Annotated in this window: 17 protein-coding genes; 15 read left to right on the top strand and 2 right to left on the bottom strand. The window is 40.5% G+C overall.

The window, feature by feature from the left end; all coding sequences use genetic code 11:
• The first annotated feature begins 16 nt into the window (after positions 1-16).
• Together LU635_RS16900 and LU635_RS16895 are read left to right on the top strand one after the other, a co-directional pair.
• Positions 17-517 (top strand): SRPBCC family protein, encoded by a 501-nt coding sequence (locus LU635_RS16900; protein WP_240100773.1) that lies wholly within the window; start codon positions 17-19, stop codon positions 515-517.
• Between the two features lie 111 nt (positions 518-628).
• Positions 629-1,915 (top strand): hypothetical protein, encoded by a 1,287-nt coding sequence (locus LU635_RS16895; RefSeq protein ID WP_240100772.1) that lies wholly within the window; start codon positions 629-631, stop codon positions 1,913-1,915.
• Here the strand turns inward: LU635_RS16895 and LU635_RS16890 are convergent.
• Positions 1,906-3,951: a S9 family peptidase gene (locus LU635_RS16890; protein WP_240100771.1), complete on the bottom strand. Its 2,046-nt coding sequence runs from the start codon at positions 3,949-3,951 to the stop codon at positions 1,906-1,908. The two genes, LU635_RS16895 and LU635_RS16890, sit on opposite strands and share 10 nt — an antisense overlap.
• 172 nt (positions 3,952-4,123) lie before the next feature.
• Between LU635_RS16890 and LU635_RS16885 the strand changes: the two genes are divergently transcribed.
• The 10 genes from LU635_RS16885 to LU635_RS16840 all read left to right on the top strand — a co-directional run bounded on the left by LU635_RS16885 (position 4,124) and on the right by LU635_RS16840 (position 16,245).
• Positions 4,124-6,751 carry a TonB-dependent receptor gene (locus LU635_RS16885; RefSeq protein ID WP_240100770.1) on the top strand — a complete coding sequence of 876 codons (2,628 nt, stop codon included), beginning with the start codon at positions 4,124-4,126 and terminating at the stop codon, positions 6,749-6,751.
• A gap of 228 nt (positions 6,752-6,979) precedes the next feature.
• Entirely contained in the window at positions 6,980-7,474 is a 495-nt protein-coding gene (locus tag LU635_RS16880) for a nuclear transport factor 2 family protein (RefSeq protein WP_240100769.1), read from the top strand.
• Position 7,475: 1 nt separating this feature from the next.
• On the top strand, positions 7,476-7,835 hold the full coding sequence (locus tag LU635_RS16875; protein ID WP_240100768.1) for a cupin domain-containing protein: 360 nt from the start codon (positions 7,476-7,478) through the stop codon (positions 7,833-7,835).
• A 111-nt stretch (positions 7,836-7,946) separates the two neighbouring features.
• Positions 7,947-9,848, top strand: a complete 1,902-nt coding sequence (locus tag LU635_RS16870; protein WP_240100767.1) for a S9 family peptidase — start codon at positions 7,947-7,949, stop codon at positions 9,846-9,848.
• A gap of 52 nt (positions 9,849-9,900) precedes the next feature.
• Positions 9,901-11,082, top strand: coding sequence for an MFS transporter (locus LU635_RS16865; protein WP_240100766.1), 1,182 nt, complete (start codon positions 9,901-9,903; stop codon positions 11,080-11,082).
• Between the two features lie 357 nt (positions 11,083-11,439).
• Positions 11,440-12,876: an amidohydrolase gene (locus LU635_RS16860; protein ID WP_240100765.1), complete on the top strand. Its 1,437-nt coding sequence runs from the start codon at positions 11,440-11,442 to the stop codon at positions 12,874-12,876.
• A gap of 33 nt (positions 12,877-12,909) precedes the next feature.
• Entirely contained in the window at positions 12,910-14,229 is a 1,320-nt protein-coding gene (locus LU635_RS16855) for a M20/M25/M40 family metallo-hydrolase (protein WP_240100764.1), read from the top strand.
• A 6-nt stretch (positions 14,230-14,235) separates the two neighbouring features.
• Positions 14,236-14,838 (top strand): short chain dehydrogenase, encoded by a 603-nt coding sequence (locus LU635_RS16850; RefSeq protein ID WP_240100763.1) that lies wholly within the window; start codon positions 14,236-14,238, stop codon positions 14,836-14,838.
• 135 nt (positions 14,839-14,973) lie between these two features.
• On the top strand, positions 14,974-15,444 hold the full coding sequence (locus LU635_RS16845; protein ID WP_240100762.1) for a DUF4168 domain-containing protein: 471 nt from the start codon (positions 14,974-14,976) through the stop codon (positions 15,442-15,444).
• 141 nt (positions 15,445-15,585) lie between these two features.
• Positions 15,586-16,245 (top strand): hypothetical protein, encoded by a 660-nt coding sequence (locus LU635_RS16840; protein WP_240100761.1) that lies wholly within the window; start codon positions 15,586-15,588, stop codon positions 16,243-16,245.
• On the opposite strand, the gene LU635_RS16835 is transcribed toward LU635_RS16840, so the two are convergent.
• Positions 16,242-17,777, bottom strand: coding sequence for a GH3 family acyl-acid amido synthetase (locus LU635_RS16835; RefSeq protein ID WP_240100760.1), 1,536 nt, complete (start codon positions 17,775-17,777; stop codon positions 16,242-16,244). The genes LU635_RS16840 and LU635_RS16835 overlap by 4 nt on opposite strands.
• A gap of 256 nt (positions 17,778-18,033) precedes the next feature.
• On the opposite strand from LU635_RS16835, the gene LU635_RS16830 reads away from it, so the two are divergent.
• From LU635_RS16830 to LU635_RS16820, 3 genes are all read left to right on the top strand, one after another.
• The gene (locus LU635_RS16830; protein ID WP_240100759.1) at positions 18,034-18,417 is read left to right on the top strand and encodes a response regulator; all 384 of its coding nucleotides are present in this window, start codon (positions 18,034-18,036) and stop codon (positions 18,415-18,417) included.
• Positions 18,401-18,637 carry a DUF3820 family protein gene (locus LU635_RS16825; RefSeq protein WP_240100758.1) on the top strand — a complete coding sequence of 79 codons (237 nt, stop codon included), beginning with the start codon at positions 18,401-18,403 and terminating at the stop codon, positions 18,635-18,637. The genes LU635_RS16830 and LU635_RS16825 overlap by 17 nt, the downstream gene beginning before the upstream one ends.
• Before the next feature lie 118 nt (positions 18,638-18,755).
• On the top strand, positions 18,756-20,396 hold the full coding sequence (locus LU635_RS16820; RefSeq protein ID WP_240100757.1) for a CTP synthase: 1,641 nt from the start codon (positions 18,756-18,758) through the stop codon (positions 20,394-20,396).
• Positions 20,397-20,417 lie beyond the last annotated feature (21 nt).

Raw genomic sequence — 20,417 nt, 5'->3', positions numbered from 1 at the left:
ATAAAAAATTTAGGTCATGGAAGATAAAAAAAGACCGGACTGGAGTACATTCACTGTAAACCTTCCTTTAGACAAACCCAAAGACGATATTATCGATTCCTGGATGTCTCAGGCCGAACTTGAAAAATGGTTTCTAAAACTAGCCGAATTTAAAACCCCGAAGGGAGAGATCAGAAAAAGAGAGGAAAAGTTTCACCCTGGGGACACCTATAGATGGCAATGGTTTGGCTGGCCGGAAAGTATGGAAGAACATGGAGAGATCTTAACTCCTAAAGAAAGTGAGTTCCTGAGGTTCATTTTTGGGAAGGCGGGAATTGTTTCAGTAAAGGTGGTAGAGGAAAATAAACAAACGGTTCTTAGACTCACCCAGGAAAAAATCCCGACAGATGAAGAATCGAAAATGAATTTTTATGTTGGCTGCAAAACGGGATGGACATTCTATATGCTGAATCTGAAGGCGTTAATGCAAAATGGTACCGATCTTAGGAACAAGAGAAGTGAACTGCAAATGGACTAGCCGGGAGATAAATTAAACGATACATTTTTTGAATATTATAACTTTTTTAAAACAGATATTCTTTCGTAATTTCCTAGATTTAAATTCCGAAAATCATTAAACAGATCTTAAATGAAAAAGATATTTGCCTTGGTTGCAATTCTATTCATTCTCTTTATTTCACTTATTTACTGGTCGGTCTCCAGTACCGATAAGGAATTTGAAACTTGTAGAATAGAGAGCTTTGAAGACTTGGATAAAGTAGATTTCAGAGAACATGATTCTGTTTTGATCGCTGCCAGCAGCCTTTATGAAGGTGATATTTTAAAACAGTTCATGCAGGGAGAAAATTATCGCGAAGCCTGGGCTACTCCTGTTCAGGTCCCTATCGTATTTCTTGACACCCTCAAAGGGGGCATGAAGATCGTCAAAGAAGGAGGAGGAAAACAAACCCATTCCTTAAGATTAAAAAGCGATAATGGGATACTTTACAGTTTAAGGAGTGTCACCAAAGATCCGGAAGAACTTATTCCCGAAATAGCCGAGACGCTCGGCCTTGAAAATATAATTGTAGACGGAATCTCGGCACAACACCCGTATGGAGCTCTTTTAGCTGCTGAACTGGCCGATATTGCCGGAGTTTTTCATACCCATCCCAGGCTTGTTTTCATACCTAAACAGGAGAGATTAGATGATTATAACGAGAAATATGGTAACCGGCTCTATCTTCTTGAATATGAAACCGAAGGTGAAAAAAACTGGACTTCTCTTGAAAATATAAAGGAAATTGTAGAAACCGACGACCTGCAGGAACTAAAGCAGAAAAATCCGGAAAAACTGAATATAGATCGGTCTGCATTGGTGAGGCTTAGGTTGTTTGATATTTTGATAGGTGACTGGGACCGGCATGCTGAGCAATGGGGCTGGGCCCTTCAGGAAAGGAATGATGAAATGAATGCAATCCCGATTGCCGGTGACAGAGATAATGCCTTCTTTAATCTTAGCGGAGTAATTGCTGAGATCCTTACAAATAAGAACATTGAACCCCTTGTGCGTCCCTTTGAAAAGGAGGTGGATTATATGCCCGGGCTTGTCTATCCTTTTGACCGCTATTTCTTATGGAACACCCCGGAAGAAGTATTTATTGAACAGGCTGAGGATTTGCAAAATGTGATGACAGATGAAAAAATAGATGAAGCATTCAAGGTATGGCCTGAAGCTATTTCAAAACTGGACCGGCAGGAAATAACATTAAAAATAAAAAGTCGGCGAAAAGATTTAAAGGATTACGCTAAGAATTTCCATAATATCATTCAGGAAAAAGGAAAGCTCTCCGAGCATCTTAAAGGTTCTGAAGAGCTTAGCTTAAGCAATGAGATGCTTCAATGTTTTGAATGTGCTATGCAGGATCAGTCCTGATCATCTTTGGACCTGAACTTTTCGAACCAGGCCAGGGTATGCGCCACTTTTGTAATCAAATTGCTTGGCCTTGCCGCAATTCCATGTGAAGCTTCGGGAATTTCAACAAGAACTGTTTCTACTTTTCTCAATTTTAAGGCATGATACAGTTGCTTTGCCTCACTTGGCGGGGTCCTTAGATCATCCATTCCCACCATGACCATGGTGGGAGTTTCAACATTTCCAACCAGAGAAAGTGGAGAAAACTTCCAGTAACCTTCAAAATTTTCCCATGGCTGCCCCGGATATCTGGATTCAGCATAACCAAAATAATTGTCGGCCACCAGGGTTTTGCTTATCCAGTTCATGACTGGTTTTGCCACGACCGCTGCCGCAAAACGATCAGTCTTCCCGATAATCCATGCCGTCATGATGCCACCGGCACTACCACCGGTAACAAAAAGCTCATCGGTATTAATGAATCCTTTTTCAATTACCTTATCTACTCCATCCATGACATCGTTATAATCTTCTCCAGGATAATTGTTATAAAGCAGGTTTCCAAACTCTTCACCGTAACTTGTGCTGCCTCGCGGATTAGGGTAAAAAACCACATAACCCTGGGAAGCATATAACTGGATCTCAGCTGAAAAATGAGGTCCGTAATTAAGGATAGGCCCTCCATGGTTTTCAACCAGTAAAGGATAGGTTTTATTCTCATCGAAGTTTGGCGGATAAACTATCCAACCCTGAATATCCCTTTGGTCAACTGATGATTTATACCATATTTCCTCTACTTTACCAAGATTTCTATGTGCTAACAGATCTTCGTTCACTCCAGTAAGAATCTGGGGCTGATTATCTCCTTTTTCGATAATTGCGACATCTGCCGGACGGTTAGGTTTACTAAGAGTATAGGCTATTTTTCCATCTTCTGAAACACTGTAACTTCCGCTCGCATAGGGACGGCCCAAAGTCGTACCTCCAACATCTGAAGTAATATCTGTCAGCTTTCCATTCAGGTCCATATAGCCGATCTTTGTGACTCCAAGGTCATTGTATTTAAAGTAAAGTCCTTTACTGTTAGATGCCCACACAAGTTCACTTATATTCCTGTCCAGTCCTCCGGAAATCAGGTTCTTCTCACTTCCATCCATATTCATGAGATGCAATTGTTCAATCTGATAGGCCTGCACTTTATCTTCAAAGCTCAGATAGGCTATATATTTTCCATTGGGTGAAACTACAGGGGATCCATCCGGACCGCTTCTTTCAGTTAATTGTTCAATCCTTCCGTTATTCACATTTACAGAATATACTTCGCTGTTCCTGAAATCATATTCCCAGTCTTCATTTCGGTTTGCCGAAAAGAATATTTTACTACCATCGGGAGACCATGAAAGACTTCCGGAATGATTATAATCTCCAGAAGTGAGCTGTCTGGGTGTTCCTCCTTCAGCCGGGATAGTAAAAATATGAGTAAAACCGGGCTTGATATAACCGCTTCCATCAGCCTCATGCTTTAATCGATCAGTAATTCTCGGAGCTTTGGCCCATTCTGCTTTTTCAGGTTTTTCCGGCATTTTCGCGATCACGGGAGCTTTCGCGTTTACTTTCATGGTAAATGCAATAGACTCACCATCGGGAGACCATTCCAGTGAGGAGGGACTGTTCTCTATTTGTGTAAGTCGTGCTATTGCACCTGTTTCCGTCCAGTAAAGATAGATTTCACTACCCTCATCGGTACTTCTTACGAAAGCGATACGATCTCCTGAAGGAGACCAGCGAGCATTGCTTTCGTTCACCTCCCTGGTGCTTAGTTTATGATGAACTTTAGGGTTTTTCACACCAGCGATCCAAAGATTACCTTTCGATTTATCTTTCATGATATCGAATCCGGTTCGTCGGTAGACCACATAATCGCCATCAGGGGATATCTGCGGATCTGCGGTATATTCCAACTGAAAGACATCCAGATAATCGAATTCTTTTTGAACCTGTGTAAAACCAAGGCTCACAAATAGAAGGAAAAAGATTGTTGAAGAAGTACGTAACATATTAAGAAGTTATTTATCCAAATTGAGCCTAAATATAGCCATTTGACCTCTGAAATATTTAAAATTTTATGTTATAGGGAATCTCATATTTATAGAATATATACCCACTTCTGGGTATATATTGTTAATATTTGCTTAACATTGTCATTCTAACTAAACACATTTACTAATTATGTTAACAAAATTAACACGTTTAAAAATTCTTTTCCTGTTACTGTTTATCCCCATCTCTACATGGGCACAGACTCCTATATCAGGAAAATTACTTGATGAAAAGGGAGAAGGTATTCCCTTCGCAACTATTCAGGAAAAAGGAACCGCTAATGGTACTACAACTGACGAGACTGGAAATTTTGAATTTGAAGTCACCCAACTTCCAACGACCTTAATCGCCTCCTATGTTGGTTATGAAAAAAAGGAACAAAGTATTACTTCTCCAGATCAGGAAATAATCATTACACTGGTGGAGTCTGGATTCGGACTTGACGAAGTTGTAGTTACCGGTAACCGGACCAAGCCCAGAACCATTCTGGAATCACCAAATGCCATAGATAATATTGGTGTTAAGGAACTAACAGGGAGTGGAAAACCCACAATAGACAGAATGTTAACCTTTAAGGTTCCTTCTTTCAATGCTCAGAACCAGGCAATATCAGATGCAACTGCACATTATGATCCTGCAGATTTGAGGGGATTAGGTCCAAGTAGAACATTGGTACTGGTAAATGGCAAAAGAAAAAACCAGAGCGCTCAGGTATATTTGAACCGTACTCCTGGAAAAGGAGAGGTTGGAGTAGACTTAAAGAGTATTCCTACTGCTGCAATAGCAAATGTGGAAGTATTAAGAGATGGTGCTTCGGCACAGTATGGGTCTGATGCGATCGCAGGCGTTATAAACATGGTTTTAAAAGAAGACGTTCAGTACACTACTTTCAATACAAGAACAGGGATCACTTCTGAAGGAGATGGCTTTAATTTTGCTTCAGACCTGAATACAGCCTTCAATTTTGGAGATAATGGATATATTAACTTAACTCTTGGGTATTACAAACAAAAGCTGACAAACAGACCTGGAACACCGGGAACAGATGACTTACCTCCCGATGCTCGTCCCAATGAAGTACAGTGGGCAATGGATAATCCAGATCTTGGGATGAAGGTTGGACAACCTGATATGGAAAAAAAGGACCTGTTTGTAAATCTTGCGCATCCAGTAGGTGAGAATGGAGAGTTCTATTCCTTCCATGGATACACCACAAGAACAGGCCGTAGTTTTGCGTATTACAGAGCGCCCTATTGGAGAAGAGGTGTTGCCGATGCAGGATTTCTTACAAGACCTGAAGACTTTAAGGGATACCAGCCAACATTTGAAGCTGAAATTGATGACCACATTAATGTTATTGGTCTAGAATACGCACTGGGTGATACCTGGGGGGCAGATCTAAGTGCTACTTATGGTGCAAACTCAGTTTTTTATACCGTGAATAATTCTGTGAATAGAGATTATTTAGCTGATAATGGTACTTCCCCAACCACTTTTCATCCAGGAGGCTATCGTCTTCAAAATGCCATGGGTAACCTTGATATCAATGGAATTCTTGTTGAAAATATTAATGTGGCAATGGGATTGGAATTCAAAAAGGAATATTTCGATGCCTATGAGGGAGATAAACGATCCTATTACAAAGGGGGGTCAGATTCTTTCGCGGGTATCAAACCTGCTGAAGCCGGTAGCTGGGACAGAAATAACTTTGCAGCATATGCCCAGTTAGATTATGATATTTCCGAAGCTTTACTTTTAGGAGTGGCTGGTAGATATGAAGATTTCTCAGATTTTGGGGATAACTTTTCCTGGAAAGTGAATGGAAGATTTAAAATTGGGGAAAATGGAGCTATTCGAGGATCTTACAGTACAGGATTCAGAGCACCAACATTACACCAGAGGCATTTAACCAACAGTCAGTATATCATTGTTGCGGGTTCTAGTGAACCTCTTTTACAGGGGACATTAGCCAATAACAGCCCTGCTGTACAGGCTCTTGGAGTACCAAGCTTATTTGCCGAGACCTCTCAAAACTTTTCAGCTGGTATCACTTACAAGTTCTCCAAGCATTTTTACGGTTCCCTTGATTTCTATCAGATAAATGTGGACGACAGGATTCTTTTCTCATCACAAATTGGTGAGGATGGGGACCCTACAACCACAAACTCTGTAGAACAAATACTGGAAGACAATAATGTTGTGGCAGTTCAATTCTTTATCAACGCCGGAGATACCAAAACAAGAGGTGCGGATATTGTTTTAAACTACGATACCTTTACTGGCTTTAAAGCCAGCCTGGGAGCGAATTTTAACGAAACCGAAATAAACGCAATTTCCACACCCGGACCTTTAGCCCAAAACGGATACAACATTTTTGCCCGTGAAGAAAGAGGTTTGATAACCAATTCAAGACCAAAATCAAAGATCATCCTGGGATTATCACAGGAACTCGACAAGTGGAACCTGGAATTGAACAATACCCGTTTTGGTACCGTAACTATAACGGCACCTGAATCTGGAGGAACAGACCAGGAACTTGATGCAAAAATAGTAACCGATTTTATTGTTGCTTATAATTTTACAAACAGGTTAAGTATTAATGGAGTGATCAATAACATTTTTGATGTATATCCAGATATTACCCTGCCATCAACAAACACTGCTGGTGCAGGAGGAAGATTCTTATATTCTTCTGAAGTCCAGCAAATGGGCCAGTTAGGAACCAATTTCAGCATAGGCTTGAACTATGAATTTTAGTACTGATTAACTCAGGTTATATTAAAAAAGGCATCCGGAATTTCCGGATGCTTTTAATTTAAAATCACTCATATACAACCTAATCACTCTAAACTTTTTATAAAAAATCGTTCAATAAGATAAGACGATCATTAAATTTGAGATAATATTCAAACCCTATCCATGTCGGGATTTCTGAAAAACAGATTCTTTCCGGATTAGGAATACAAAGCCATTGGTCTAAGAAAAATGAAAAAAACAGTCATTATCACAGTCCTTCTTTTTAGTATAAAGATGGGTTTTAGTCAGGTATCAAAAGAATCGGAGATCTATAAAGAGCTCCAAAAAAAGGATAGTCTTCTTTTTATAGAAGGCTTCGATAAATGCAGGATTTCTGAATTTGAGGATTTTATTAGTGAAGACCTCGAATTTTATCACGATCAGGGAGGTTTAACCACTAATAAGAATGATTTTCTGAATAATGTTAAAAATAACATCTGTTCAAATCCGGATAAAAAACCACTTAGAAAACTCATTAAAGGCAGCTTAAAGGTCTTTCCTTTATATCAGAACGGTAAAATGTATGGTGCCATCCAAAAAGGAATACATGATTTCTACATCAAGGAGCCTGGCAAGGAAATTTATAAAACCAGTTCGGCCAAATTCACACATGTCTGGATTCTGGAAAACAAAGAATGGATCCTAAAAAGAGTTTTAAGTTATGACCATCAAAGTCCGGAATAATATGAAAAAGGTAAATGTCGCAGAGAAATTTGAGCAGTTTTCAGATCACTGGAACCCGAGAATAGTTGGAGAATTAAATGGCCAGCAGGTGAAACTGGCGAAGCTTAAAGGAGAATTCATCTGGCACTCTCACAAAGATGAGGACGAGATGTTCTATATCATCAAGGGAAAGTTAAAGATCGAGTTCCGGGATAAGACGATCGAGTTGAACGAGAATGAATTCTTTATCGTTCCTCGTGGGATAGAGCACAAACCTATTGCTGAAGAAGAGGTTCATGTGATGCTTTTTGAACCTGCGACGACCAGGCATACCGGGGAGGAAAAACACCGGCTAACCAACAACAAACAGGAATTCCTGTAAATGCCGGCCTTTTATTTAATTAAAACAAGGCCAGCCTGATTTTCATTTTTTTGTATATTTAAATGGTTCTCAAACCACTAGAGCCAATTTCCAAACTTAAACAACCAGAAAATGAAAAAAGCAAGTTTCCTTATTTTGCTCCTGTGCATTACTGTTTTTGCCCAGGACACCAAGCCCAAAAAGTACAGTATTGAACAATTCTACGAGAATACTCGTATAGGCGGCGGGCGTTTCTCTAACGATGAAACAAAGCTCCTTATAAGCAGTGACGAGTCCGGGATCTTCAATCTTTATGAGATCGATATCGCCGATGGAACTAAAAAAGCCATTACCAATTCACAGGAGGAATCCTTCTTTGCAGTGGATTACGTGCCCGGTAGTGATCAAATCCTTTACTCTGCCGATAAAGGCGGAAACGAAATAGACCATATCTACGTTCTTAAACAAGATGGTTCTTCTACCGATCTCACTCCTGGAGAGCAGGAGAAGGTAAGTTTTGCCGGATGGAGCGGGGATGAGGAATACATGTATTATATTTCCAACAAAAGGGATCCCCAGTTCTTTGACCTCTACAGAATGAAGGTAGGCACCTGGGAGCCCGAATTGTTATATGAAAATAAGGAAGGCTATGGAATCGCTGATATCTCCGATTCCGGTAATTTCCTCGCTTTAACCAAGCCAATCACTACCAGCGAGAACCAACTTTTTCTCCTGAACCGGGAAACCGGAAATATGACCGAGATCTCAAAGCCCGGCTTTAATTACAGCCCTACTGGTTTCAATAAGGACGAAACTGAATTATACTATACCACCAATCACGGGGGAGAATTCAGCAGACTGATGGCCTATGATCTTACCGATAATACTTCTGAAGTGCTCTACGAGACCAACTGGGACGTGATGTACAGCAGTTTAAGCGAAAATGATAAATACAGGGTGATCGCCATTAATGAAGATGGAGCCAATAAACTTATCATGTGGGATAATAAAACCAGGAAACCTATCGATCTGCCCGAAATACCAGATGGAAATATTGTTTCGGCCGGTTTTTCAGATAGCGAAGAACTTTTAAGGTTAACCGTTGGAACCTCAAAAACGCCCAATAACATTTACGTGGTAGACCTTAATACCAACGAATTAAAAAAGCTCACCAATACTTTAAATCCTGAAATAGATCCAAATGATCTCGTTTCTGCCGAAGTGGTAAGGTATAAGTCTTTTGACGGACTCGAAATTCCTGCCATCTACTACAAACCTTTAAATGCTTCTGCAGATGATAAAAAGCCTGCTCTGGTGTGGGTACATGGAGGACCCGGCGGCCAGAGCCGTGTGGGATATTTTGCCCTTATCCAGTACCTTGTGAACCATGGATATGCTATCCTGGCCGTAAATAATCGCGGAAGCAGCGGGTACGGTGCGAGCTTCTACAAGATGGACGACAAGAATCACGGCGAAAAGGATCTTCAGGATGTGATCTGGGGTAAAAAATGGCTGGCTTCACAGGATTATATTAACAAGGATCAGATCGGGATCATAGGCGGAAGCTACGGAGGTTATATGACCATGGCAGCCATGACCTTTGCTCCCGATGAATTTGAAGTTGGGGTGAACATATTTGGTGTCACCAACTGGTTAAGGACCCTTCGCTCTATTCCTCCTTACTGGGAATCTTTTAAGAACGCACTTTACGAAGAGCTCGGCGATCCAAACACTCAGGATTCCATCAGGCTTAAGAAAATTTCGCCTCTATTTCATGCTGAAAATGTGAAGAATCCAATCATGGTTTTACAGGGAGCCAACGACCCCAGGGTTCTCCAGGTAGAATCGGATGAGATCGTGGCAGCGGTAAAAGAGAATAATGTTCCGGTAGAGTACATGGTCTTTCCCGATGAAGGTCATGGTTTCATCAAAAAGGAAAATGAGATCAAGGGCTACCGACAGATAAGACTCTTCCTGGATAAATATCTGAAAGATGAAGATGTAAACCTACCCGATACTTCTTTGAAAGATTAAAATTATTATCATTGCCATATGAAACAGGTAATATCCCATAAGAAACTTTACATTGAAAGTGACTCGTAGGATATTACCTGTTATTGTATTCGCACAATTCTGCTGTACTTCCCTCTGGTTTGCCGGCAACGGGGTAATGAATGATCTAATGCTCAGCTTTGACCTGAATAGCGAAGCATTGGGTCACCTTACATCTGCAGTGCAGTTTGGATTTATAACCGGCACACTATCCTTTGCATTTCTAACCATCTCAGACAGATTCTCTCCATCAAAGGTATTTTTCACCTGTGCAATGTTAGGATCCTTATTCAATCTGGGAATCTTAACGGAAGGCAATGAACTTTTCAGCCTTTTGCTCTTTCGTTTCCTCACCGGTTTTTCGCTGGCAGGAATTTATCCTGTTGGGATGAAAATAGCCGCAGATTATTTTGACAAAGGTCTGGGAAAGTCACTGGGTTTTTTAGTAGGCGCACTGGTAATAGGGACGGCATTTCCTCATTTACTCAAAGAAATTTCAGGAACTAACCGGCTTCCATGGAGATCGGTGATCATTTTCACATCTATACTCGCAGGATTGGGAGGTTTATTTATTTTATTACTGGTCCCGGATGGTCCCTATAGATCTAAAAGACATAAACCTGATCTGAGTTTAGCTTATAAGGTCTTTCGAAATGGCAGTTTTAGATCGGCAGCCTTCGGGTATTTCGGGCATATGTGGGAATTATATGCATTCTGGGCCTTCACCCCGGTACTCCTCTCCTATTACCAGCAAACACATCCCGGATCTCAATTCAGCATACCACTCGTATCTTTTTTTATAATTGGCCTGGGAGGGGTTGCATGCATGGTAGGCGGGTATCTTGCAGAAAGAATTGGCACAAAAAAAACAGCCGGTTCTGCCCTCTTTCTATCAGGCCTTTGCTGTATTATTTCTCCCATAATATTCTTAGCGGATTCTCAGTTTTTACTAATTACATTTCTTATTTTCTGGGGACTTGTGGTAGTGGCAGACTCTCCCCTTTTCTCCACACTCGTAGCTCAAAACACCCCTCCGGAATCACGTGGAACAGCTCTCACCATAGTTAATTGCATAGGTTTTTCCATTACCATTCTAAGCATTCAGTTACTTACTTATTTGTTTAACTATCTGAATGCCCATTTTCTTTTCATCTTTCTATCCCTGGGGCCATTAGTGGGACTGCTTTATCTATTTAAAGTAAGAATATTTAAATGAAGGAGCCTTTTGGAATCTTGGCAGGTATTGTGAACCGTCTTCATATGAATTATATTGACTTGTGCCATTTCGGAATTAATGTAAATAAGGAGCTTCATGAATGGTTTGTGACTAAATAAAAGTAAAACCTGCAAAAAACCGCAATTTGGATAAAAGCTGAATTCGCCTGAAAATTGTCACCGAAACTTTCTATTTTCTTATAGGAAAACTTTGTTCAAAGATCACTCCCCAAGGAATGGATCGCTATCTATGAAAAGAATGCAAAGCAATAAGCCAGATATTGATATTCTAAAAGCCCCTTTAACTCAATTTTTTCTATTTTAGAGCGAATTATTCCATCCAGTTAAATTTTCACTAATGAAAAAAACTTTACTCCCCTTTTTGTTCCTTCTTGTTATTAATGTAAATGCACAGGAACAAATCCCAACCGAAAAGAAAGAACTCATTAATTCTATTGAATCCCGCGAAAATGAATTAATCCAACTAAGCGATAAGATCTGGTCTCTTGCCGAAACAGCATTTGAAGAAAACCAGTCGGCTAAACTCCTTGCCGATTTTGCCGAAAAAGAAGGTTTTGACGTGGAAAGAGGCGTTGCAGGGATACCGACCGCTTTTGTTGCCACTTATGGCAGCGGTTCTCCGGTAATTAGTGTCCTTGGAGAATTTGATGCCTTACCGGGTATTTCTCAGAAGGCCATGCCCACAAAAGAACCACTTAAGGAAGGAGCTGCAGGTCATGGTTGTGGCCATAACCTGTTTGGAGTAGGTAGCCTTGCAGCAGCTATTGCTATTAAAGACATGATCGAGAAAGGTGAGATCAAAGGAACAGTAAAATTCTTTGGCACTCCAAGTGAAGAAAAATATTTTGGAAAGATCTGGATGGTAGATGCAGGTTTGTGGGATGATGTAGATGTAAATATAAGCTGGCATCCCGGAGCCAAGACTGAAGCTGATGTTCAAAGCTCACTGGCACTGGTAGATTTCAAGATTGAATTTTTTGGACAGGCTGCTCATGCTTCGGCCGATCCGTGGAATGGCAGAAGTGCCTCAGACGCCCTGGAACTTTATACCACTGGGGTGAACTACTACCGGGAACATGTGAAACCTACAGTAAGAATGCATTACCATATACAGGATGGTGGACAGGTAGTGAATGTGGTACCCGACTATTCTCTTTTATGGATGCGGGTTAGGGATACAAAAAGGGATGGATTGATGCCGGTTTACGAACATGCAAAAAAAATGGCTGAAGGCGCAGCCATTATGGCTAATGTAGATTATAAGGTATCTCTTATTTCAGGAATCTATGAAACTCTGGTTAATCGAGAAGGTGGAAAGATCATGCAAAATAACCTGGAGCTACTGGGGCCTATTCAGTATACAGATGAAGAAATAGAATTTGGAAAGAAAATCCAGAAAGCTACAAATAAAGAGATGGTGGGAATGGATTCTGAAATTAAAGCCCTGGAAGAAACAAAAGAACATCCGGGAGGCGGCTCCACAGATGTTGGCGATGTAAGCTGGAATGTACCAAATATTAATTTGAGTGTAACAACCGCACCAAAAGATACTCCCTGGCATTCCTGGGCTGTGGTAGCCTGTGGAGGAATGAGCATTGGTCATAAAGGAATGCTTTATGCCGGAAAAGCAATGTCCATGACAATGCTGGATCTTTTTAAGAATCCTGAAATGGTTGAAAAAGTAAAGGCCGAGTATAAGGAGCGAAAAGGCGATGCTGTCTATGAATCTATTATTCCCGATGGCCCACCTCCTATACCTGATTCTGAAAAATAAACTCCTGAATTTTTTAATAAAAATAAAAACCCAATGACCAACAACATGAGAATTAGCCTGTTTAAATTAAGTCTTTTATTCGTTCTCTTTGGTATTCCCCAGCAGTTCTATGCCCAGAAATTATCAAGAACTGAACGTAAGATCATAAAATCTGTAGAGGAGAATAATAGTCAGGCCATTAGTTTCCTGGAAAAAGTAGTGAATGTCAATAGTGGCACCTTAAATCTGGAAGGAGTGAAAGAAACCGGAATGGTTTTTAAGGAGGCCTTTGATAATATCGGGATGGAAACACGCTGGATTCCCATGCCTGCTGAAATGAATCGTGCCGGTCATTTATTCGCTTCAACTGAAGGGGATAAAGGCAAAAAACTGCTTTTGATAGGTCACCTGGATACGGTCTTTGAAGAAGACAGCCCGTTCCAGACCTTTGAAATGATCAACGACAGTGTTGCCCATGCACCGGGAGGTAATGATATGAAAGGCGGAAATGTGATCATATTGTATGCCTTAAAAGCCTTAAAAGACAATGATTTACTTGAGGATTCTCAAATTATCGTTGCTTTTACCGGAGATGAAGAAAGCACCGGAAAGCCTCTTTCAATAAGCCGAAAAGACCTGATAGATGCAGCAAAAAGAAGTGATATAGCATTGGGTTTTGAGACTTCCACAGGTTTCAATTATGCCACCATTGCCAGAAGGGGAGCTTCGGGATGGAAGCTTGAAACTTCAGGGAAAAGAGCGCATTCTTCAGGGATCTTTTCAGAAAATACCGGCGCAGGTGCGATCTTTGAAATGTCGCGAATCTTAAATGAATTTTATACCAAAGTCAGAGGTGAAGAATTTCTAACTTTTAATCCCGGCGTACTACTCGGGGGTACCTTCGTGGAATATGATGAAAAGAAGAGTAAAGGAACTGCCTTCGGAAAGACCAATGTGGTCTCTCAAACTGCGATGGTTGAGGGTGGTTTGCGCTTCATTTCGGAAGAACAAAAAGAAAGAACCCGTGATAAAATGAGAGAAATAGCAGAAAATAATCTGCCGCACACCAATGCCAGTATAAGCTTCACAGACAGCTACCCGGCAATGGGGCCAACTGACGGGAATATGAGATTACTTAAGAAACTTAATCAGGTTAGTCTGGACCTGGGACAGGGCGAAGTAATGGCCTATGACCCGGCAAAACGGGGAGCAGCGGATATTTCCTTTATAGCTGAATATGTAGATGGTCTTGACGGACTTGGAACCATGGGCTCTGGAGCCCATACTCCCGAAGAAACAGTTAACCTTAATACCTTTGAAGCTCTTACCAAGAGAACAGCCATTTTGATTTACAGATTAATAAATGAAAAATAGGTATAAATGAAGATTTTGATTATTGGAGCTAATGGAACCATCGGTAAAAAAGTTTCAGAAGCCCTTGCTCAAAAACACGATATTATTCCAGTGGGAAAATCTACCGGTGACATCCAGGTTGATATCTCAGATTCAGCATCCATTGAAAAGATGTTTGAGAGATCGGGGAAACTCGATGCCGTGGTTTGTATAGCAGGTGAGGCCAAATGGGATAACTTTGAAGACCTTTCTGAAAATGATTTTTATGTTGGAATAAAAAATAAACTGATGGGACAGGTCAATCTGGTGAGAATCGGAATAAATTATCTGAATCCTGGAGGTTCTTTCACCCTTACAAGCGGAATTCTGGCAGATCATCCTGTAGATAAGACCACGAGTGCCGCCCTGGTAAACGGAGGCCTTCACAGTTTTGTAAAGGCAGTTTCACTGGAACTCGAGAATGGCATGAGGATCAATGCGGTTTCGGCCGACCTTGTTGAGGATGCTATAGAGAAATATGAGGACTACTTTCCCGGTCATACACCGGTGCCTATGAATAAGGTTGTTGATGGTTATAAAAAATCGGTTTTAGGTAAACCAAATGGTGAGATTATAAGAATTGTGGCCTAATGTTTATGGAATCCATTAACACGACAGATTTTATTTTGTTAATCTTTTCTTAATAGTTGATTTCATTTTCATAAAGCTTTGGATTTGGGACTCCATAAGTATAGCTTACGCGCTTCAAATTTGAAAAGAAAAAATATGAAATTGACGAAATTATTCAGCAGTTTACTTTTGGTATTTATAATGGGAAGCACCTCTGTGATGGCTCAAACCCCAACAATGCCACAACCACAGGAAAAAATTGAAGTAAGTGATAGCGAGCTTACCCAGTTTGCCCAGGTTTTTCAGCAAATGAGAATGATAAACCAGAAGGCACAACAAGAAATGATCGCGGTGGTACAGGATGAAGAGTTTGAACTTCAAAGGTTCAACGAGATCCACCAGGCGAAAATGGATCCAAACAAAGAAGTTGAAACTTCTGAAGAAGAGGATAAGAAATACGAGCTGGTTGTTGCTGAGCTTGAAACCATCCAGCCTAAATTCCAAAAAGAAATGCAAGAAGTTATTTCTGAAAGTGAACTGAGTATGGAAAGATATCAGCAGGTGGCAATGGCACTTAGAACAGATGCTGAGTTACAGAAGAGATTACAGGAAATTATGCAGAGCTAAAGCTCCAAAAACATATTATCTTAAAGCAGGCTAAAAGGCCTGCTTTTTTTGTTTAAGTCTTATCATATTTTAAGTCTATTTTAAAATATGAAACTTTTCGAGGCATCAATTTTGTTGTAATTTGGAAAACAACACAAAAACATGACAGGCATAATTAGAAAAGCATATTTTATACTTAGTTTCTTTATCCTTGTGCCTGCCTGTTATTCCCAGCAACCATCCATGCAACAGAAAGACAGCCTTAAATTCAATAATAAGATTGTGCCAGATGTCATCTGGCGTGAAGCCTATGTAGCTCTATCACACTATCCTGAATTAAAGGATACTCCTATTGAATTCCGCTTCAAAAAGAACATCAAAAAATCCTTTATGCAGGCCCAGCCGAAAATTGGGGGGCTATTCAAAAAAAGAAAGAACAGGAGTTATCTAATTTTTATCAATAAGGAATTCAGCATAGAAGATGAAAAGTTTGATATTAGTATGGTGCCGTCTGAAGTCCTTATAGGTTGGATAGGTCATGAGCTGGGCCATATCATGGATTACCGGGAGAGATCTTCAGCAGGCCTTTTATGGTTTGGTATTAAATATATTACTTCTAAGAATTATATCCGGGAAGCTGAAAGAGCGGCCGACACCTATGCCGTAAATCACGGTCTGGGAGAACAGATCATTGCCACCAAAGATTTTATTTTAAATCATTCCAGGCTTTCTGATACCTATAAGGCCAGGATTGAAGACCTTTATCTCTCGCAGGAAGAGATCATGGTTCTAATTGATGAAATTCACGGAGAAGGAGATTAGCCACGTTCCTGATTATCTTTAACGAAGGCTTCCCATTCATCAAATTTTTCTTCATTCATCACTTTCTCCATTTTCACCTGCCCGCCTTTTTTCTTATTTACTGCATTCCATTCATGGAACATGTGGGGGTCTACAAGGTTAACCTTCACACCTTTTAAAGCCTTGGATCTGGCAACCTTGTAATTCTTATTAGCTTCCTGAAGGGAACTGTCCAGTGCTTCTGCAAGCTGGACCTCATTCTTTTTATCCTCGGTTCCCAGGTACCAGTAATGGTAATACTCTCCATCTTCTCCTCTTTTCGCAGCCACCACAAATTCCGGGATTCTCATATCAAACTGGTTCTCCAGGTCTTTTACTGCATCGTTCATTTTATTTACTGAAAGCTGTGACCCAACCACATTTAGAAAGAATTTAGTCCTGCCTGTGATCCTTATCTCGTATTTCTCTTTATCAGTAAATTTAATGGTATCTCCAATAATATATCTCCAGGCTCCGCTAACGGTGGAAATCAATAACACATATTCTTCTTCCTCCCTGACCTCGGCTAAAGATATAGCAGGGGCATCATCTGTTATTGACCCGTCCTGATTTATATATTCCGGTTTAAAGGGAACAAATTCAAAATACACCCCGTTATCCAGGATAAGTTTCATCGCATGGGTTTCAGGCCGGTTCTGAATGGCAAGGAATCCTTCTGAAGCCAGGTAAGTATCGATTACCTGAACGGGCCTGCCCCATAATTTTTCAAAGCTTTTTTCATAGGGCTCAAATGCAACTCCTCCTGAAGCATATACCTGAAGGTTAGGCCATATTTCATGAATATTTTCCAGGTTATTGTATTCTATAACCTTCTTCAACATAAGTTCCATCCAGGAGGGAATACCACTCAGGGCACCTATGTCCCAATTCCTGGCATTTTCAGCAATTTTCTGAACCCTTTCATCCCATTCATCGATCTTCGATATCTCCTCACCCGGCTTATAATAACTTCGAAACCAGAAAGGTATATTGCTGGCACTAATCCCACTTATTTCTCCTTCTCTATGACTGCCTTCGTTTTGAAGATCTGTAGAACTACCAAGCATCATAATTTCCTTTTCGAAAAAATCCGGGGGCAGGTCAAAATTGCTCAAAGCACTAATTTGTTTAATCCCCGCTTTTCTAATAGACTCCAGCATATCATCAGTTACGGGAATCCTTTTACTGCCTTTTCCCGTGGTTCCAGAACTTAAGGCAAAATAAGGCGGTTTCCCCGGCCAGGTAACATTCTCCTCGCCTTCTTGATATTTATGCCACCATTCCCTGTCTATTTTATTGTAATCAAAATAAGGAATGGTCTCAGCAAAACTTTTTCTTATATCTTCAGATGTCAGGATCTTTTCGAACTCGTAATGTTTACCGAAGGCTGTGTCTTTGGCTTTCTTTAAAAGTGTTCTTAGAACTTCTTCCTGATCCTTATTAGGTTCGCCACCAGGGGTAAGGCTTTCTTTTAAATCGATAAGACTTTTTATGATAGATCCGAATATTGCCATTTTCCAGTTTCATTTTCCGTGGCATAAAACTAAAAAGACATCTTTAAAGGCCTATTAGGATTACCAAATATTTAACTCCGCTACATAATAATATAATTCCTACATCCTGTTTCGAACTTTGTGCGAAAAAGATTAGTTTTGATAAATGGATATAATGGCATATCCAAATGATTTATTTTAACGCCAGAACTCTTTTTGTTTATATTTCGTGAGTCATTTAGGCCTGAAGACCTGGTTAATTAAAGGCAAATAAAAAATGGAAAAGGTCTATCTGGTGGATGATCAGCCAATAGCAAATTTTATAACCAGAAAACTTTTAGAACTGGAAGGCTATAAGGGCTCCATAAATGAGTTCACCGATCCCCAAAAGGCGCTAGAAGTAATTAAAGGCGATGATGATGCTCTGATATTTCTGGACCTGAATATGCCAGTAATGAATGGCTGGGAATTCCTGGAAGAATTGAAAATTGAGGGGAAAAATTATAAAATTATAATTCTTACTTCCAGTACCAGTAAAATTGACCGGGATAAAGCCCAGGACCACCCCTGTGTTATCAAATATATGGTAAAACCCATGACAAAAGATAAATTCAAAAAGATCTCTAAACTAATCGAAGTCAAAGTTGAAGATAACTCCTGATTCCGAAAAACTCCTTGAACTGGCCTATGCAAAAATGCATTTTGGCAAATATAAAGGTTACTATCTTTCCGAAATACCCGAACCATATTATGTATGGTTCCGGCAGAAAGGCTTTCCTCCCGGAAAACTGGGAGACCAGCTGCAACAGGTCTTTGAGCTGAAAATTAACAGCCTGGAGGGACTACTGAGACAGATAAGAAAAAGATACCCAAGACCATAAATCAATAAACACCTGCCGGGAAGAAGCTCTTAATATTAGGCCTATAAATTAGCAGCTTTTTCTATTCTTCTTTGTAATTTAGCGCCCTGAATAAAACAACACAACAAACAAGAATAAAATGGCCAATACCAAGTATATATTTGTAACCGGAGGTGTGTCTTCTTCCCTGGGAAAGGGGATTATTGCAGCTTCGCTAGCAAAGTTGTTGCAGGCGCGTGGTTTTAAAACCACTATTCAGAAACTTGATCCTTATATAAACGTAGATCCCGGGACCCTTAATCCTTATGAGCATGGGGAATGTTATGTTACCGAAGACGGAGCGGAAACCGATCTTGATCTTGGCCATTATGAGCGTTTCCTCAATGTAAATACTTCACAGGCAAACAATGTAACTACAGGGAGGATCTACCAGAGTGTGATCGAAAAAGAACGCCGTGGAGAATTTCTTGGAAAAACCGTTCAGGTAGTTCCTCATATTACAAATGAGATAAAAGAAAGGATACAGATACTTGGCCAGAATGGCGATTACGATATTGTGATCACCGAGATAGGCGGTACTGTAGGTGATATTGAGTCCCTGCCATATATTGAAGCGGTAAGACAGTTAAAATGGGAACTTGGGGATGATAACGCCCTTGTAATTCACCTCACGCTTGTGCCATATCTTTCAGCCGCAGGTGAGCTGAAAACGAAGCCTACTCAACACAGTGTGAAAACGCTCATGGAAAGCGGAATTAAAGCCGACATCCTGGTATGCCGTACTGAGCACGAGCTTTCAGATGATATTCGTAGAAAACTGGCAATATTCTGTAACGTTCGCCAGGAAGCAGTGATACAGAGCATCGATGCTCCCACTATCTATGATGTTCCAAATATGATGCTCAAGGAAGGTCTGGATACGGTCACTTTAAAGAAACTGGCATTACCAGATGACACCACTCCTAATCTTGAGCGCTGGAACCAGTTTTTACAAAGACATAAAAACCCCAAAGCCGAAGTGCATATTGGTTTGATCGGAAAATATGTTGAACTTCAGGATAGCTACAAATCAATTCTGGAATCGTTCATCCACGCCGGTGCCGAAAATGAAGTATCGGTGAATGTTGAGTACATACATTCCGAATTTATAAACGATAGCACCATTCATAATAAAATAAGCCATCTTGACGGAATCCTGGTTGCTCCCGGATTTGGGGAAAGAGGAATAGAAGGAAAGATAGATGCGGTTCGCTACGCCCGGGAAAATAATCTGCCATTCCTGGGAATTTGCCTTGGGATGCAAATGGCGGTCATTGAATTTGCCCGGAATGTACTTCAGTTAAAAGATGCCAATTCTACCGAAATGGATGCCGATACAAAACATCCGGTTATTGACCTGATGGAAGCTCAAAAGAAAGTGACTCATAAAGGAGGTACCATGCGTCTTGGAGCCTGGGATTGTAAGCTAAGCAAGGACTCCATAATCCACGGTGTTTATAATACCGATATGATAAAGGAGCGCCACCGTCACCGTTATGAATATAACAACAAGTATAAGGAACAGCTTGAGAACGCGGGAATGGCAAGCACCGGAATAAACCCCGAAACTGGCCTTGTTGAGATTATAGAACTAAAGGATCATCCGTGGTTTGTAGGGGTGCAGTATCATCCCGAATATAAAAGTACGGTTGCCAGTCCACATCCTCTGTTTGTTTCTTTTGTAAAGGCTGCACACGAACATTCCGTAGAACACAAGAATGCCAAGATGGCACAGAAATAAAATTGGCCGTTTTTTTGACCA

The organism is Christiangramia crocea, from assembly GCF_022410465.1.
Classification (GTDB): Bacteria; Bacteroidota; Bacteroidia; order Flavobacteriales; family Flavobacteriaceae; genus Christiangramia; species Christiangramia crocea.
Note: the sequence above shows the minus strand (reverse complement) of the source record. Positions and strands in the feature narration are given on the sequence as shown.

What these genes read in the sequence shown, in the direction of transcription:
- LU635_RS16855 (WP_240100764.1), top strand. Translation starts at nt 12,910, where the DNA reads ATGACCAACAACATGAGAATTAGCCTGTTTAAATTAAGTCTTTTATTC.
- LU635_RS16835 (WP_240100760.1), bottom strand. Translation starts at nt 17,777, where the DNA reads ATGGCAATATTCGGATCTATCATAAAAAGTCTTATCGATTTAAAAGAA.
- LU635_RS16885 (WP_240100770.1), top strand. Translation starts at nt 4,124, where the DNA reads ATGTTAACAAAATTAACACGTTTAAAAATTCTTTTCCTGTTACTGTTT.
- LU635_RS16880 (WP_240100769.1), top strand. Translation starts at nt 6,980, where the DNA reads ATGAAAAAAACAGTCATTATCACAGTCCTTCTTTTTAGTATAAAGATG.
- LU635_RS16860 (WP_240100765.1), top strand. Translation starts at nt 11,440, where the DNA reads ATGAAAAAAACTTTACTCCCCTTTTTGTTCCTTCTTGTTATTAATGTA.
- LU635_RS16895 (WP_240100772.1), top strand. Translation starts at nt 629, where the DNA reads ATGAAAAAGATATTTGCCTTGGTTGCAATTCTATTCATTCTCTTTATT.
- LU635_RS16845 (WP_240100762.1), top strand. Translation starts at nt 14,974, where the DNA reads ATGAAATTGACGAAATTATTCAGCAGTTTACTTTTGGTATTTATAATG.
- LU635_RS16900 (WP_240100773.1), top strand. Translation starts at nt 17, where the DNA reads ATGGAAGATAAAAAAAGACCGGACTGGAGTACATTCACTGTAAACCTT.
- LU635_RS16870 (WP_240100767.1), top strand. Translation starts at nt 7,947, where the DNA reads ATGAAAAAAGCAAGTTTCCTTATTTTGCTCCTGTGCATTACTGTTTTT.
- LU635_RS16820 (WP_240100757.1), top strand. Translation starts at nt 18,756, where the DNA reads ATGGCCAATACCAAGTATATATTTGTAACCGGAGGTGTGTCTTCTTCC.
- LU635_RS16840 (WP_240100761.1), top strand. Translation starts at nt 15,586, where the DNA reads ATGACAGGCATAATTAGAAAAGCATATTTTATACTTAGTTTCTTTATC.
- LU635_RS16830 (WP_240100759.1), top strand. Translation starts at nt 18,034, where the DNA reads ATGGAAAAGGTCTATCTGGTGGATGATCAGCCAATAGCAAATTTTATA.
- LU635_RS16890 (WP_240100771.1), bottom strand. Translation starts at nt 3,951, where the DNA reads ATGTTACGTACTTCTTCAACAATCTTTTTCCTTCTATTTGTGAGCCTT.
- LU635_RS16850 (WP_240100763.1), top strand. Translation starts at nt 14,236, where the DNA reads ATGAAGATTTTGATTATTGGAGCTAATGGAACCATCGGTAAAAAAGTT.
- LU635_RS16875 (WP_240100768.1), top strand. Translation starts at nt 7,476, where the DNA reads ATGAAAAAGGTAAATGTCGCAGAGAAATTTGAGCAGTTTTCAGATCAC.